This is a genomic window from Pseudomonas sp. YJ42 (assembly GCF_047225135.1).
GTDB classification, from domain to species: Bacteria; Pseudomonadota; Gammaproteobacteria; order Pseudomonadales; family Pseudomonadaceae; genus Stutzerimonas; species Stutzerimonas stutzeri_E.
On sequence record NZ_CP178378.1, the window covers coordinates 1,372,834 to 1,388,507 of the forward strand.

Here is a 15,674-nt window from a genome sequence, read left to right on the forward strand (position 1 = left end):
GAAGCCGCTTTTTTTTGGGGGACAACATGTCAAACGAAGCACGTGTCTATCTGGATCACCTAATTGAGCGGCAGAGCCTACGTTACTCTCCAACAGTAAACTCTGGCGCAAGCTACAACGACAGCTCATCACAACGCTCCGACCACAGCATCCGATTTGATGACATTCGCCAAAAAGATGGCTGGTTCACTAAGTTAGTAAAGCCAGACTTTCAAAGAGCCACTTGCGCTTGGAGTCCTGAGGGCTGCGTAAATTTCTTAAGCTCTGTAATTCGCCGTCGCATTATTCCGTCGATTATTCTATGGCGCAATGACGAGACTGGTTTGGTATACGTACTAGATGGCGCCCATCGTCTGTCTGCTCTGAGAGCGTGGATGTTAGATGACTGGGGCGATAAAGCTGATGGTTTCTATGAAAAAAACGAAAACCTTGACGAGATAATCGCCTCAGCCGCAACAACTAGACAGTTAGTAAAAGACCAAATCGGCAATTTTGTAGAATTCGCGGAGGCGGAGAAAGAATGGCGAAAAATATCTTTCGACGGGGAGGCCCCGAAAAAGATAATGTCAGCGAAACGCTTCGAAATGGCACGCTTCTACTCGGACATTACTTCTTCCACAAGAACATTGCATGCTCAGTGGGAAGGTGGTGATTATGAAGCAGCCGAAGAGTCCTTCCTTGCGATAAATAGGCAAGGTGCACCTTTAGACGACCTTGAGTCAACGCTAATTGAGTTTAGAAAAGGCAGCTTTGCGCGTGTAATCATGAGCATCGCGAACAATGGGGCATCCGGTCACTACTGGCCCACCCCAAACACGTCTGACAGTATAAGTGCCGAACTCATCGAGAAAACAGCCAGCTTCAGTAGTCGATGCAGAGAGCTTCACAACATATTTTTCATTCCGCCGTTCGACTCAAAAATCCTAGATATAAACGTACCCTTTATGGTTGCGCCGGGTCATTTCCGCAAACACCAACACTTAATAGAGCTACTACCTCTCCTGGTAGAGGGAACAGCGATAAGCAAAGAAAATATCAATGACCTCTTGAGAAAGGACCACTTGTCCGCCCCTAGCACAATAATAATTAATGCCGACCTCATTATATCCACGCTTGAAGAAAAAGCAGCGCACCTAGGAAATAGAAACCATAGCTCCCACTCCCTATCACTTGTACCTCTTATATATTGGTACAACAAACAAGGTAGTTATGTCCGCGCACTATTTTATGGGCTCTGTCAGTGGTTATTTTCAGGTTCAGCTGAGGAATTAAAAACAAGAAAAATTGCATTGTCTTCTATTAGAGGTGAGCTTGAATCAACCTTAATTAACTACAAAAATGAATTCGCTGAAATCCAGCATCGTGGAGGCGCCGGCTTGAAATCTACGACTCGGATCGCAGACACTATTCAAAACCTAGTAAGCATTTTAATATCAAACAGAAGAACTGACAAAGAGACGTTAGATGCAAATATTAAGGAGCTGTTAGGCTCAAAATCTAAACCTACCACGAAAACTAAAATTGGTCGCGCTTTTACGACAAAGAGTAAGGCTGAGATTAATATTCGAGAAATGCTCCTGTCTTCTGTCAAGTGCCAAATATGTGATGGCGTGGTCGACTTAAAACAGGGGGTCCAGTACGACCATATAAATCACTGGTCAACGGATAAAAATAGCTCACCGGATAACGGCCGACCAACGCATCCTTTTTGTAACTTGTTTAGGGAGCATATACTAGAACTTAGATCTGGCGCCCGGAGCATTGAACTACCCCGAATTAGCTCCGATGGTTTCTCCGAGATCGGCACGCAACTGACTTTATTTGACTCATTTCCAGGCAGCTAGCGAGGTAGCCTGGAAGAGACGCGTGGAATAGGCTTCGCCGTTTTCCACCCTACGCTCCGGCAACGTCCATGCGTCGGCGGTGTGGGCAGGTGAGATGGCGTAGGGTGGATAACGCGTTGCTTATCCACCGATACCGACCTCCCGTCAACACAACGCTCAAGGATGAGCCGCCATGTCTCGATACCGCCGCGCCCAAGTGCCGGGCGCAACCTATTTCTTCACGGTCAATCTGCGTAACCGCCGAAGCGATCTGCTGGTCCGCCATGTCGACCTGCTGCGCGAAACGGTTCGCGCCACCAGAGAACGCCACCCCCTCCATATCAATGCCTGGGTTGTCCTGCCTGATCACATGCACTGCGTCTGGACGCTACCCGACGGCGACGCCGATTTCGCGCTGCGCTGGAAGGTCATCAAGTTTGCGTTTGCAAGGCGGCTACCAAAAACGGAGGTGCTGACGGCAACGCAACGATCCCGTGGTGAGCGAGGGATCTGGCAACGGCGCTATTGGGAGCATCTGATTCGTGACGAACGCGATTACCGACATCACGTCGACTATGTCCACCTCAACCCGCTGAAGCATGGATGGGTTACCCGCGTCGCCGATTGGCCCTACTCAAGTTTCCATCGTGCCGTCAGGGCTGGGATTTATCCCAACGACTGGGGCGGGGAAGAGCTGCCTGCTCCAATGCCTTAAGCACAAGGCCATACGCTGTGACCCAAGGTAAGAACCAACGCATTCCGCGCGATGTATATTGCAGCGCTCCGCTCGCTCCCGTAGCTTGGCCGCCTTCGAGTCGGCTTCAAGGATGACGTGATGCAACAACGATGGATCGACCAGCCAGCGTCAGATGAAGAGGTATTTGACCGCTTTCTTGAATCATCGAGCGCGTTTCTCAGTCGGTATATATCGATCATTCTCAAGGCCGGACCACCACTGTTCGGCTTCGCGATATTTGTTCTCTATTTCTACCGTCATCAGTTTTATCCGAGCTTCGATCTGTTCCAATTTTCATCACTACTAATCGCCGCGGCCGCTATTGGATTCACGATTATCGGCTTGCTTGTTTTGGCGCTGTTCAGCCCAGGCATATGGATCTATTACCAATTTCTCCAGCACAAACAGGTCAAAGACGATCTCAAGTACTCACTGCCGTATCTGAAGGACCGTCGAGGTTGGTGGGTACTTAAATTAGGAAGCCTGGTCTTTGGGGGACCGTTCATAGCTTGCACGTTAGGCCTGATGGCCGTGCTAATCCTGGCGCCATCACTATTCCCGTTATCAGTCGTTCTGGTCCCGATAGCGGTCACACTTTTGTTCGGTCTGATCATCCAAATCGTCTTCGAACTGAAGCCATTCAGCTTTCTTCGATACATGTGGACGGCAGACATTGGGGTGATGATTGCAGGACTCCTGACGACCTTTACGCTCGGTCAATCCGCTCCGATCATTGAAGGCTTTGAGATCGGCGTGTGGAGGTGGGCAATCTACGTAGCTGTAGTTCTAGTCGTTCCGCTCATTGCAGCGTTGTGCGCGTTCGTTTTCATTGCGGGTTGGAACGCCGCTTTGCACTTTTCGATTTTCTTCGCACTAGTGATTGCACTCTACAGCGGCCTGCTAACCACTTTGCCCGATAAGACTGTGCATGCATTGGGGTTGGGTAATTTTCGAGCCGAATCGATTCTGTTCGAACCTGGCTTTTGCGATGAGCCAATGGAGCATCTGCCCTTGGATGGCACTTGTGTAATGAATAACGTCCAAGTTATATGGTCCCTTGGCGAGACATTGATCCTGCGGCGCGACAATCGCGTTGTGCAAATCCCTTCCAGGTTCGTTCGGGCAATAATCAAACCAGCTGAGTAACGCATGGGCTGGCAGCGTAGCCCGCAGCAACGCGTGGAAAAGGCTTCGCCGTTTTCCACCCTACCTGGCTAAGCCGGCGGGATAGCCGCATTGATAATGGCAGCCGCTAGGTTCTCTGTGCTTGCAAGAAGCGTGAACACAGACCAGCTCACTTTTTCGAAAGCATCACGTATGTAGAATTTGCCGCGCTAAAGAGGCGCCTTTGCTAATGAGGGACTGCCGCCGCGCCAACACTAGGAGCGTCATCAATATGGATATCAAACGTTTCGAAAAAACGCGTCTGTCATATGAAGCCGTACCCATTTACCGAAAGCGCTGGTTCGTCTTACTTACACTGCTGCTCTGCCTACCAGTCACGATTCTTATCGCGCTGACTGGAGATGTTTACGCCAAAAAGGACGGTACGGTTTATAAATTCAAAGACGGCGCCCTACTCCATCTGGCCTTTATGGCAATGATCTTTCTGATCGTTGGACTTTTTCTGGCGGCGAGGTAGCCGGAAACGACGGGGAACTTCCTAGGAAAAGGGAACAGCGAGGTAGCCTGGAAGAAACGCGTGGAAAAGGCTTCGCCGTTTTCCACGCTACGCTCGGGCAACGTCGATGCGTCGGCGGTGTGGGCGGGTGAGATGGCGTAGGGTGAATAACGCTTTGCTTATCCACCGATATGGACTTACCGCCAACACACGCTCAAGGATGAGCCGCATGTCTCGATACCGCCGCCCCTAGTGCCGGGCGCAACCTATTTCTTCACGGTCAATTTGCGCAACCGCCGAAGCGACTTCTTGTCCGTCACATTGACCTTCACCGCGAGACGGTACGAGCCACCAGAGGAACGCCACCCCCGTGGGCGTTCTTTTTTGCTTACTTTTCTTCGCGCCAGCCTGCGCTCCGGCAGCAAAGAAAAGTGAGGCGCCCGATGGGGCGCAACGCCTTCTTATAACGATTCAAAGCTGCGGCCAAATGTCTGTTGAGAAGCAACCACAAGAAACCGGGGGGCAGACCACGTTTTCCGAGATTGGCTAGCGCAGCCAGCGCCCTGATCTGCTCAAATGCCCTATAGCTCATCGGCGCTCTTAAACAACTTCGAGGGGATAACACGCGCATGGACACCCGCTTTCTGACCCTAATGGAATTCCACAACGTCCATTTTTATCGATTTATTACGCTCGCCATTTTCGTGACGAGCGGCGTTCTGTTGTTGTTCGCACTGCCCGAAATGAAACGCTCCGAGATATGGGTGATTGTGCCGGTGCTTTTCATCCTGGCGGGCCGCTTTGCCGTTGAGTATGTCCGGGTCAAGAAATGTGGCCCTGCGTTTATCCATAACGATGAGCTGGTGATTACCCGCGCCGCAAGTCACCGGCAAATACCCTTGACCCGCATTCGCTCGATTACCTCAAAACACAGCCTGTTCATGGTGCGCCGTTATCGCTCGTGGACGGATCACCTGGCATTTCTCCAGGTCACGCTGAACAACGGCGAGCGCGTTTACACCCTGGCTGAGAGCAAAGTGTTTGAATACCCGGCGGGCAAGAAAACGTTGAGCGCGATTCAGGCTGCTGTTCTTGCGGCCAAGACAAAGAGCCTCACATCACAGCCAAACCATGATGCGGGACGTTCGGTTTAGCGAGGCAGCCTGAAAGTCACGCGTTGAAAGGCTTCGCCGTTTTCCACCCTACTTGCTCACGCTTTCCTCGACCCGACTAACAGGTTAAGCACCGCTCGATACCTCTGGAGCAACGACGGAACCCGCCGAAGCCGGCGGGACTCAGGGGCAATATCTCTCCAGCCATTCTCAAGGAAAGTCGGCCGGCTCAGCCTCGTAGGCCTTGTGCAGCAGCTTGATGAAAGGTCTTGCCTCGTCAAGGGTATGGGAGGCGATCGCGGTAACTGGAATCCCCGGCGTCCATGAGTTCATCACTGCCGCACCGGAGAGTTCGTTCAGGCGTTCAAGCGTGATGAACTCGTGGCGCTGCGGCACATCCAGGCGTGCGAGTTGACGCTGAACCATGCCCATCATGGTGCCTTTCAGCATTTCGGCCCGGGGCCAGATCACCGTATCTCCATCCCAGAACACCAGGTTCCAGATGGTGGCCTCACTCAGATGCCCGCGAGCATCGAGAAACGCCGCATCGTCAAAGCCCTGCCGTATGGCCTGGTGCAGGTAGTAGGTCTTGCCTACTTCGCCGACATGCTTGATCGCGGCCAGAGGCCGCTGGTGCGCGATGGCACTCAAGCGTAACGGGCCTTTCGGTCCATCAGACGGAGCGGCGGTACGCACGAGCACGCCAGGCTCAACATCCATACTATCGGCGGTGAATTCGCCATGGGGAGAGAAGACGGTGACCGTCAGCGACTGGTCTCTCGCCCCCTCTTGAATCGCCATCCGAATGTATGAGCGCAGAAGCTCATCGGACGGCGCCCGGCCAAAAAACTCCAGGGAGGCATTGCGCAGACGATCGAGGTGAAGATCCAGCGCCTTGACCTTGGCGTTTCTCACCTGCATCGCCGTGAAGTGTGCAAACCCAGCAAAAGCCAGCGGGTTGAGTTGCAACGCGGTGACAGGTTGACCATTGATGAATGAAAGGTAAGGGTTCGGTTGGGTCGCCATGAGAACAGCTCCTGATGGTGCTCAGTTGATCGAGCCCCTATCATCGACTCTGACAGCGCTGTCAGAGTCAAGGCGAAAAAACGATGAAAATAGGCGAGCTATCCAAGCGTTCTGGCGTCAGTGTCAGAATGCTCCGTTACTACGAAGGCGAAGGACTGCTGAAACCCAAACGCACAGCCAGCGGGTATCGCGATTATGCTCCGGAAGAATTACGCACCGTCGAGCGCATAAGGTTACTGGGCGCGGCCGGCATGACCCTAGCGACCATATTGAAGTTCTTGCCATGCGTGAGAGGCGAAGGCCTGGCGTTCGAGCCCTGTGACGAGCTGCGTAACGTCTTGTATGAGCAAATCCGCGTTGCCGATCAGAAGGCCGCAGAGCTGGCTCAAAGCCGAAAGGTTCTGGAGAGTTTTCTGCACGAAGTTGAGCGAGGCTAAGAAGTCCTGGGCACTAGTTATTTCCTGGCCCTATCACTGGGTCCTGCCTCACTTCCGTCAGCCCTACCGACAGCTTCGCCTTTGCACGACGTGCGAAGTGGGCGGAAGAAGCGACAGTGACAGGCAGGTATTGACTCCGAACGAAATAGCCACTGGCCGCACCAGACGCAACTTTCGTGAACAGGAACTGGTTAGCAAAGGACTTCAAACAGATAGACTGCCCCCGATTCAACAGCACAGGGAAGATATCCATGGGGACGGACACCCTCAAAGACGCGAGCTACACGTTCGATCAGGACTGGGACTTGGACACTGGCTGGAAGCCTGACAGCACTGGCAGCCGCGACTCAAGTTGGCGGCCTGATCATGGCTGGGGCCGCCAGGCCGAGCTGCCAAAGACTAAGTCCGGTAACGGCGGCGCCTCCTTTGCCGCCTGGGAGCAGAAGGTCGAAACCACTCCAGAGCTTTCGAACTGGCCCCCACCCGATATGCTCAAGCTTCCCGAGGCCCCTCCGCCCGGCTTCTACAGGGTACCGCGTAGCATGTCCGGCGAGCAGGTGCTTGCCAGGCTGTTCGCCGACGCGCCTAACAAACATCTGGTCAATCGCATCAAGGCGCTGAATCCAACCTTTGCGAAAGGCTTCAAAGCCGGGGAAATGTTCGTCCTGGGCAACCTGATCAACCCAGCCGCGTGCTCACGTGAAGAAGCTGACCTAATGGCGGCTGCCGCCGAGGTGCGCGCGGCTCTGGAGTCATTGAGCGAGAGCGAAGCCAATTTCATGGCTGACCATCAAGCCGAAATCGCTTTGATGGTGGGTGGCGCAAGCGGGTCGCTGGGGCTCGGCACTGACGTGCTCGGGAACGGCTTGAAGCAAATCGAGAACACGCTGCGCGATATCGAATACCTTCATCAGCGCGAGTTCGCAGCGCATGGTCATCTGCGCAGCCAGCTATTCTTCACGTCCCGCCAACAGCTATACCGACAGCTCGACAATCAGCTGAAGGCGACCTTTCTCGGCAAGCAACTGGGACTGGGCAACTACCCAACCCTGCGCCAGGACCTCGGTATTTCCACCCGTAGCTTGGTGCACCATTGGAGCAAAGGCGGCGCACCGGGGCAGACTCCCGGATACGCGACCCACATGAATGAAATTGCTAAGGCGGCGAAGTACCTCAAGAACGGCACCTATATAGGTATTGCCCTGGGCGGCACGGCCTCTGCCTTGAAAGTCCAAGAGGTTTGTCAGGCCGGCGAAACCCAGGCTTGTCGAAAGATTAGATTTGCAGAGACGGGGGGTTTTGCCGGAGCACTGAGTGGCGGAGGTGTTGCTGTACCACTGGCTAGCCGTTTGGCAGCAGCGCCTATTTGCGCTGCAATTGGTTTGGGATCAGGCGGTATAGGCGGCGTTGTATGCGGCTTGGTGGTGGTCGGTGGGGCTTCCATTGCGGGCGGCGCTGGCGGACAGGCAGGCGGAGAGTGGATGGGCGAATTCTTGTACGAGCAAACCAGACCATGACTGCTTTCTGGGACTCCTGGTGGGCATTCGCTTTTATGCTGGCCCCCTTCGTGATCGGAGCAATCGGGCAGATTATCACCATCTACATGGTTTATTACGACTTGGATGAAATGAAGGCGGCGTTCCCTAACAGCAAACATATCCGCAACCAGTTGAATATATGGTCTGGCCCAGGATTTGTTGCACGCTATATGCAGGTAAACGCAATAACTGGCGCGGTGCTACTTTCTAACTTCTATATCCGCCGAGCCGAACTTGAAGCTGATGAAGTGGAGAGATTTCCGAAGCATCTCAAACATCGAATGGTTTGGTCGACATGGCTATTGGGAATTGCTCTCGCGTGGTTATTCATGGCAGTCGGTCTTCTTAAACTCAGCAATGGCTGAACATATTGATAGTCCAAAGCAAACCGAAGTTGTGATCATCGCCAGTGGCGCCACCAACTAGCCGGGGCTTGGTACCTATGTGCTGGGCAAAGAGTTGAAGCAAATCGAGAACACGCTGCGCGATATCGAATATCTTCATCAGCGGGAGTTCGCAGCGCATGGTCATCTGCGCAGCCAGCTATCGTTCACGTCCCGCCAATAGCTATACCGACAGCTCGACAATCAGCTGAAGGCGACCTTTCTTGGCAAGCAACTGGGCCTGGGCAACTACCCAACCCTGCGCCAGGATCTCGGTATTTCCACCCGTAGCTTGGTGCATCATTGGAGCAAGGGCGGCGCGCCAGGCCAGATACCCGGATACGCGACCCATATGAATGAAATTGCCAAGGCGGCGAAGTACCTCAAGTATGGCGGCTACGTTGGTGTCGCTCTTGGCGGGACGGCCTCATTATTGAAGGTCCAAGAGGTGTGCCAGGCAGGCGAAACCCAGGCATGTCAGAAGATTCGATTTACCGAGACGGGTAATTTTGCTGGGGCGCTGGGTGGTGGAGCGCTAGCTGTGGCCCTTGCTAGCCCAGCGGCGGGTTCGATTTGCGTCGCCCTTGGAATTGCGACAGGCGGACTGGGCGGTGTTGCCTGCGGTCTGGTAGTGGTTGGCGGAGCTTCGGTTGCTGGTGGGGCCGGTGGCGGATGGGCTGGCGAGCTTGCGGGCGAGAAGATTTATGAGGGGAGTAAGCATTGAACTTCAGCACATGGTTTGAAACCTGGCCGTTAGACCTTCAAATCACCTTTCTCTTAGCCCCTTTCGCAATCGGGTTCTCAGGCCTGCTCATGATTCTTGTAATGGCCTACCGAAATCTCGACACGATACTCCATACGTTCCCAAACAGCGGATACGTGATTAGACAGAAAATGCTTTGGGGTGACAGCGGCCTTTACTCCCGTTTTGTGTTAACCAGCAGTTTGGCAGCTATAGCATTGTTCCCCAAAGGTCACATAAGCCGGGGAGACCTGTTGGAAAGCGAACTACGCAATCTCCCCCACTTCATTAAACACCGCATGGTAGTGGCCTGGTGGCTCTGCTTCGCCGGGATGGCTTGGCTGCTTCTCGCAGTCGGCCTGCTGAAGCTCACGTCAGATTGAAGGAGACACCAGCGATCAACACCCTCTCGTTGATCGCTTTGCAATTGACTCACATACGTGAATTCTAGCTCACCTGCTAATTAAACGATGAAATACAAGGACGTTCCATGACATCTAAAAACGAGATACCTGTTACTAAATATGTAGGATTGTTTGCATTGCTAAACGCAGCATTAATGCTATTTTTCAACGTGCTTGCACACGGCTTCGACATTGACCTCGGCTCCGGAGCAAACATAGCAATGCTTATGGGCGCATCTATAGTCACTTCCAATAAATTTGTAGCAATCAACAAAAGAGCACCAGATAAGACAGAAAAAAACAAGTTGATATTAGGCTGCCTATTATCATCAGTTGCCATATCGGCTGCTGGCGTTGCGATATTGATTTCCGTTGCATTAGGCCCACAAGGGCTTGTTGAAATAACCAGAATTCTTCCCGCGCTCTCTACGCAGACGTGGCTCATCATGATAACCGCAGTAACCTTGTTCTATTATTTAATGCTAAGCCTTTCATTCGGATGGCATGCAAACAAATTAGCCGCGAAGATTCGATCAAAAACGTAACGCAACATTGCGGGTCCGGTCATTTCATGCGCAGTGATGGCTTATGCACGCCCCCATGCTTCACGGGGGGCGCGCTAAGGCGTTGGCCTGCTCAAACTCACCGAAAGTCGAACGAACAAAAGAGCAGATTTATTCCCCTGCATGGCAGTCTGCATTTTCGCCACGCTTTCCCTGCGCCACAGCGTGAGCCGAACGCCTTAGGTCGCGAACCGAAGCGCCCGGGCCGCTTCTGGGCAGGCTTAGGGGCAGTACGGAGGCCATCATAGGGGCCCGTCTGGGGCGGTCCTTCATCATGGTGCGCCGAGGCGACGTAACAATGCTTATCAAGGGCTGGCCGAGGGAATTAGATGAAAGATTCAGCACGCGGTTTGTTGCTCGTGACGAGCGGTATCGTCTTACTCAGCTTCGATGGCCTATTGGTGCGGCTGGCGCAGGCAGACGGCTGGAACATCGTGTTCTGGCGCGGGCTGTTGATGTTCGTGGCCCTGGGCGTGTTCTCGCTGTCCGCCAAAAGCCGGGTAAGTATCAAGGCGCAACCGCTGATCAGCGCGGGCTCCGCACTGCTGCTGGCGTTTACTTCGATCTTTTTCGTGCTGGCTGTTATTCACACCACGGTTGCCAATGTGGTGGTCGTGCTCAGCACGGCACCGTTGTTCGCTGCGCTGTTCACACGCTTTTTCTTGCGCGAGCACGTGGGGTTGCACACCTGGCTGGCGATCGGCGTGGCTGCGCTGGGGATCATGATTGTATTCGCCGGTGCCTTTACTCCGACGGATCTGGCCGGTAACGGCTATGCGCTGTTGTCCTCGGCGGCGGTGGGCGCCAACCTCACGCTGCTACGCCGCCATCCGGCTATTGATCGGATGCCGCTGATCGCGCTCGGCGGGTTGGCGGCCGCGCTAATTGCCCTACCCAACGCCCAGCCGTTTAGCCTGGGCGCCACCAGCTACTGGGTATTGACTGTCATGGGTCTGGTCCAGATGCCGCTGGCCACGCTGCTGATCAATAACGCGACCCGCTATCTGCCCTCGGCCGAAGTGGCGCTCTTCTATCTATTGGAGAGCGTGCTGGGATCGCTGTGGGCCTGGTATTTCCTGCAGGAGATGCCCGCCAGTGCGACGCTCTACGGCGGAGCGCTGGTTATCGCAACGCTGGTGGTACACGCCGGTTTGACCTTGCGCCCACGCCCGGCGCTGCCGGCCTAAACGGACCGGCTAGTCGTCCGGATAATCGCCTCGATCGGTGCATGGCTAGCTCGGCTGCCTCGCGCGAGCCAGCCCGAAGAAAGCACCGGAAAGGCTTGCACCGACAGACCGCCCTCTTCACGCATCGATGGGCAGTCAGGAGCATATCCACGCCGCAACCGGCCAAACGCCGTGCATTCGAACAAAGGCCGGTCAGTTCCCTGAACGCTCGAAATAAACGCCACTGCTGACGGTGACAAAGACGCCGCTGTCGCAAGGGGAGCGGTTTCGGCTATGAATCCTGTGTAAGGATGGCTGAACAAGCAGGCAGGAACCACTGGTGCCGGAACCGTGGTTATTCTTGTTGGCCTCAGGGCCAGCAAACTCGTCAATACCGATACCAAGGGTGGAAAGCAAGCGCGGGGCAGTACGCGCGCACGGACAGGTTTCATTATCACTGGAGAGCAAGCAATGGCCGATACCAGCGAAATCCCGGCGCCAGGCGGGAATCTGATCGACACCGATTATCAGATCGGCCAGGACAATCTAGTCACGAACATCGGCCCCTTCGATGTCGACATCCACAACCCCGTGTTTGCTATCTCCGGTCTGATGACGATCGTATTTGTCATCTTCACGCTCGCGTTTCCGGACTTCGCCACCGGCATATTCAACGCTGCAATGAATTGGGTGACGGTCCGCTTCGACTGGCTTTTCATCCTTGCCTCCAACATCTTCCTGGTGTTCGCCATCGCGGTTGCTCTCTCGCCCTATGGCAAGGTCCGGCTCGGCGGAGTGAATGCGAAACCCGATTTCTCCCTCCTCGCATGGCTTTCCATGCTGTTCGCAGCGGGCATGGGTATCGGGCTCCTGTTCTGGAGCGTAGGTGAGCCGATGACGCACTTCGTGAGCTCCGTAGCGGAGGACGCCGGAAGCCCTGACAGTTGGGCTCCGCTGGGTGGATTGCCCGGAGACGTAGAAGGCTCTACTAGGCTCGGGCTTGCCGCCACGCTCTATCATTGGGGGCTTCAAGCGTGGGCCATCTATGCCGTCGTGGGGCTTGCTCTAGCGCTGTTCGCCTTCAATAAAGGCCTTCCGCTGGCGATAAGATCCACCTTCTATCCGATCTTCAAAGAGCGGGTTTGGGGCTGGGTCGGCCATACCATCGACATTCTGGCCGTGCTTGCGACGCTATTCGGCCTTGCGACCTCGCTTGGGCTTGGCGCCGAACAGATCAACGCGGGCCTGTTCTTCCTTTATGGTGTTCCGGTTAGCGACACGACGAAAATCGTGCTGATTACGGTGATCACCGGTATCGCGACTTATTCCGTCCTGCGTGGACTCGAAGGCGGCGTCAAGCGTGCCTCGGAAATAAACATGATCCTTGCGTTCGTGCTGCTGGTCGCCGTGTTCGTGTTTGGCCCGACAGTCGCAATCATGGAGCGGGTCGCGGACTCGGTCGTGAGCTATTTCGCCTATCTGCCGGCACTGTCGCAGCCCTTTGGTCGCGAGGACGCGAACTACGCACAGGGCTGGTCGTCGTTCTACTGGGCGTGGTGGGTTTCGTGGTCGCCGTTTGTTGGGATGTTCATCGCACGTGTGAGCCGCGGCCGCACGGTGCGCGAATTCATGATCTGCGTGCTTATCGTGCCTTCTGCCGTCTGCATCCTCTGGATGTCGATCTTTTCCGGCGTCGCCTTCGACCAATACATCAATGACGGTTACCGCGCGGTGGCGGATGCGGCGCTGGAGGTAAAACTCTTCGCAATGTTCGACCTCTTGCCGTTTACTCAGGCGATGTCTCTCTTGGGCATTGTGCTTGTCGCCGTTTTCTTCATCACCTCATCGGACAGCGGCTCGCTGGTCATCGACACCATTACCTCCGGCGGCAAAGACGACGGCCCCATTCCCCAGCGCGTATTCTGGTGCGTGTTCGAAGGCCTCGTTGCCATCGCTCTGCTCTTGGGTGGTGGCCTCAAAGCCTTGCAGTCCATGGTGGTAACGACTGGCTTCCCGTTCACCTTTGTCTTGCTGCTGATGTGCGTCAGCATCATCATCGGCCTGAAAAGCGAGCTCAAGGCGCCACGCCCAACGGTCGCAAAGGCGAGATAACACCGCGCCGCGTCTTCCTCCGCCTCGTTGTGCATTTAGCGCGCTGGAGAGCTAGCAAGTAGCCTGGAAGATACGCGTGGAAAAGGCTTCGCCGTTTTCCACCCTACGGCCGGACCTCGCGTAGCGCGGCCCGGCGTTGTCGGTATCATCCCGTCAACTCACACAACCCGCCCGGCACCGCCATCACCCAATCCCGCACTGCCTGAATCGTCGGATCGTCCCGACGGCTTTCCGGATACACGAGGTGAAACGGCTTGCCCGGCATCTCCGGCCCAAACGGCTGCACCAGCCGCCCTTCCTTCAGTTCATCTTCGATCAATTGACGGCTCATCAAAGACACGCCTTGGGCGCCGATGGCAGCTGAGATGGCGTGGGTCTCGTCGGAGAAAACCAGCCCCGCGCTGACGTCCAATCCTGGCACGTTGGCTAGCTTCTGCCATGACGCCCAATGAATCGGGGCGGAGGCTGCGGCTTGAGCATGAAAGTGAATCAACGGGTGCTTGGGCAGCTCGGCTACATCACGCAACCCGAGGTGTGGGCTGCAGACCGGGACGAAGGTGTTGTCGAACAACTTCTCCGCGACCAGCCCTGGCCAGCGGCCATCGCCGTAACGGATGGCGATATCCGCCGTGACGCCATCCAACGCGACCGGCTCGTGGGAGGTGTGAAAGCGCAGATCGATATCGGGATGGGAATCGCGCAGCATGCAGACCCAAGGCACCAGCCAGCGGACCGCTATTGCGGGTGTGGTGCTCAGGGTGATCGCTTGCCGACAGGGCTTCGCACGGAGGCGTTCGACCGCCCCGCTGATGCTGTCGAACGCTGTTTCCAGCACCTGGTGCAGCTCTCGTCCCTGAGTGGTCAGCTCCAACTTTCTTGGCTTTCGCAGGAACAGCGAGACGCCGAGCGATTCTTCCAGCAAGCGAATCTGGTGGCTGATCGCCGTGGCGGTAACGTTCAGCTCCTCTGCGGCCTGCTTGGCACTCTCGTGGCGGGCCGCCGCTTCGAAAGCACGCAAAGCGGAAAGCGAAGGTAACCGGCGGTGTGCCATGGCTGAGTTTTCCTCATCTGTATTGGAAAGAAATGGTCGTTTGTCGCCCATCGAGCCTAACTCTAGGCTGGGTCTACCGCGAATGACAGATGAATTCATTCACAGAGGAGACTCACCATGACGCACCTTCTGCACCTTGATGTCAGCGCCCGCCCCGGCCTTACCGGCAAGGACGAGCACGGCTCCCACAGCCGCAACCTCACCCATCGCTTTGTAAGCCAGTGGCGGGCCCAACGCGCCCAAGACAGCGTCATCTACCGAGACATCGGGCAATACCCGCCCTCTTTCATCAACCATGACTGGATCGCCTCCTCCTTCACGCCGGCGGAACGTCGTGAGCCGTGGATGAAGGAAACGCTGGCGGAAAGCGACAGGTTGGTCGATGAGCTGATTGCAGCTGATGTGCTGATCATCGGGACACCGCTTTACAACTTCGGCATGCCCGCCGCGCTCAAGGCGTGGATCGACCAGATCGTGCGCCCGGGCCGGACGGTCGAGGTCGACGAAACCAAACTGCCCGATCCTTACGTCCCCTTGCTGGCCGATCGGCCACGGCACGCAGTCATTCTCACCGCCCGGGGCGGCATCGGTTTTGGCCCCGGCGGCGAGATGGCGCATATGAATCACCTGGAGCCGAACCTGGTGACGGCGCTTAACTTCATCGGCATCACCCGCATTCATCAGATCGCCATCGAAGGGCAGGAAACAGGTGGCGACGTGTTGGCGGCCTCGGTGGCCGAGGCGCTGCGTCAGGTGGACGTGTTGGTGGCGGATCTTCAGATGGCGCTTGAGCCTAGTCCTTCCATCCAGGCCTCCCAATGGCAGGTCGAGGCAGTCTAGGACTGCGATTTTGGCGGGGCTTGATCGTTCCCGCGTTTGAGTGGGAACGCAGCCTCTAACGCCCCAGCATCCACCAGCCAGCCAGCCAGCCAGCCAGCGCCTGAGGCAAATGCCCCGTCG

At 55.6% G+C, this 15,674-nt stretch carries 16 protein-coding genes and 1 pseudogene; 15 read left to right on the forward strand and 2 right to left on the reverse strand.

From position 1 onward, the window contains the following. The first annotated feature begins 26 nt into the window (after window positions 1-26). From ACL0K2_RS06015 to ACL0K2_RS06040, 6 genes and pseudogenes are all read left to right on the forward strand, one after another. A complete protein-coding gene (locus tag ACL0K2_RS06015) occupies window positions 27-1,844 on the forward strand; it encodes an HNH endonuclease (protein ID WP_413044014.1) in 1,818 nt (605 codons plus the stop codon). Between the two features lie 172 nt (window positions 1,845-2,016). Next, window positions 2,017-2,538: an REP-associated tyrosine transposase gene (locus ACL0K2_RS06020; protein WP_239611849.1), complete on the forward strand. Its 522-nt coding sequence runs from the start codon at window positions 2,017-2,019 to the stop codon at window positions 2,536-2,538. A gap of 120 nt (window positions 2,539-2,658) precedes the next feature. Further along, window positions 2,659-3,705 (forward strand): hypothetical protein, encoded by a 1,047-nt coding sequence (locus ACL0K2_RS06025; protein WP_413044015.1) that lies wholly within the window; start codon window positions 2,659-2,661, stop codon window positions 3,703-3,705. Between the two features lie 250 nt (window positions 3,706-3,955). Continuing rightward, window positions 3,956-4,201, forward strand: coding sequence for a hypothetical protein (locus tag ACL0K2_RS06030; RefSeq protein WP_155397656.1), 246 nt, complete (start codon window positions 3,956-3,958; stop codon window positions 4,199-4,201). A 208-nt stretch (window positions 4,202-4,409) separates the two neighbouring features. Continuing rightward, window positions 4,410-4,548 (forward strand): annotated as a pseudogene (locus ACL0K2_RS06035) (transposase); the annotation flags it as partial. A gap of 261 nt (window positions 4,549-4,809) precedes the next feature. Beyond that, complete coding sequence (locus tag ACL0K2_RS06040; protein ID WP_413044016.1) at window positions 4,810-5,334, forward strand: hypothetical protein; 525 nt, start codon at window positions 4,810-4,812, stop codon at window positions 5,332-5,334. A gap of 168 nt (window positions 5,335-5,502) precedes the next feature. On the opposite strand, the gene ACL0K2_RS06045 is transcribed toward ACL0K2_RS06040, so the two are convergent. Beyond that, window positions 5,503-6,318 carry an aminotransferase class IV family protein gene (locus ACL0K2_RS06045; protein ID WP_413044017.1) on the reverse strand — a complete coding sequence of 272 codons (816 nt, stop codon included), beginning with the start codon at window positions 6,316-6,318 and terminating at the stop codon, window positions 5,503-5,505. Between the two features lie 83 nt (window positions 6,319-6,401). Between ACL0K2_RS06045 and ACL0K2_RS06050 the strand changes: the two genes are divergently transcribed. The 8 genes from ACL0K2_RS06050 to ACL0K2_RS06085 all read left to right on the forward strand — a co-directional run bounded on the left by ACL0K2_RS06050 (window position 6,402) and on the right by ACL0K2_RS06085 (window position 13,663). Then, a complete protein-coding gene (locus ACL0K2_RS06050; RefSeq protein ID WP_045162980.1) occupies window positions 6,402-6,755 on the forward strand; it encodes a MerR family transcriptional regulator in 354 nt (117 codons plus the stop codon). Window positions 6,756-6,931: 176 nt separating this feature from the next. Continuing rightward, a complete protein-coding gene (locus tag ACL0K2_RS06055; RefSeq protein ID WP_413044018.1) occupies window positions 6,932-8,272 on the forward strand; it encodes a hypothetical protein in 1,341 nt (446 codons plus the stop codon). Next, the gene (locus tag ACL0K2_RS06060; protein ID WP_413044019.1) at window positions 8,269-8,658 is read left to right on the forward strand and encodes a hypothetical protein; all 390 of its coding nucleotides are present in this window, start codon (window positions 8,269-8,271) and stop codon (window positions 8,656-8,658) included. The genes ACL0K2_RS06055 and ACL0K2_RS06060 overlap by 4 nt, the downstream gene beginning before the upstream one ends. A gap of 370 nt (window positions 8,659-9,028) precedes the next feature. Then, window positions 9,029-9,400 (forward strand): hypothetical protein, encoded by a 372-nt coding sequence (locus ACL0K2_RS06065; RefSeq protein ID WP_413044020.1) that lies wholly within the window; start codon window positions 9,029-9,031, stop codon window positions 9,398-9,400. Next, a complete protein-coding gene (locus tag ACL0K2_RS06070) occupies window positions 9,397-9,801 on the forward strand; it encodes a hypothetical protein (RefSeq protein WP_413044021.1) in 405 nt (134 codons plus the stop codon). The genes ACL0K2_RS06065 and ACL0K2_RS06070 overlap by 4 nt, the downstream gene beginning before the upstream one ends. Before the next feature lie 107 nt (window positions 9,802-9,908). Continuing rightward, on the forward strand, window positions 9,909-10,367 hold the full coding sequence (locus tag ACL0K2_RS06075; protein ID WP_413044022.1) for an ABZJ_00895 family protein: 459 nt from the start codon (window positions 9,909-9,911) through the stop codon (window positions 10,365-10,367). A 347-nt stretch (window positions 10,368-10,714) separates the two neighbouring features. After that, window positions 10,715-11,572 (forward strand): DMT family transporter, encoded by an 858-nt coding sequence (locus ACL0K2_RS06080; protein WP_413044023.1) that lies wholly within the window; start codon window positions 10,715-10,717, stop codon window positions 11,570-11,572. Window positions 11,573-12,022: 450 nt separating this feature from the next. Then, on the forward strand, window positions 12,023-13,663 hold the full coding sequence (locus tag ACL0K2_RS06085) for a BCCT family transporter (protein WP_413044024.1): 1,641 nt from the start codon (window positions 12,023-12,025) through the stop codon (window positions 13,661-13,663). 145 nt (window positions 13,664-13,808) lie between these two features. On the opposite strand, the gene gcvA is transcribed toward ACL0K2_RS06085, so the two are convergent. Further along, on the reverse strand, window positions 13,809-14,714 hold the full coding sequence (gene gcvA / locus ACL0K2_RS06090) for a transcriptional regulator GcvA (RefSeq protein WP_413044025.1): 906 nt from the start codon (window positions 14,712-14,714) through the stop codon (window positions 13,809-13,811). A 117-nt stretch (window positions 14,715-14,831) separates the two neighbouring features. Here gcvA and ACL0K2_RS06095 point away from each other — a divergent pair, with 117 nt between their 5' ends. Further along, a complete protein-coding gene (locus ACL0K2_RS06095; protein ID WP_413044026.1) occupies window positions 14,832-15,554 on the forward strand; it encodes an FMN-dependent NADH-azoreductase in 723 nt (240 codons plus the stop codon). Window positions 15,555-15,674: the final 120 nt, after the last annotated feature.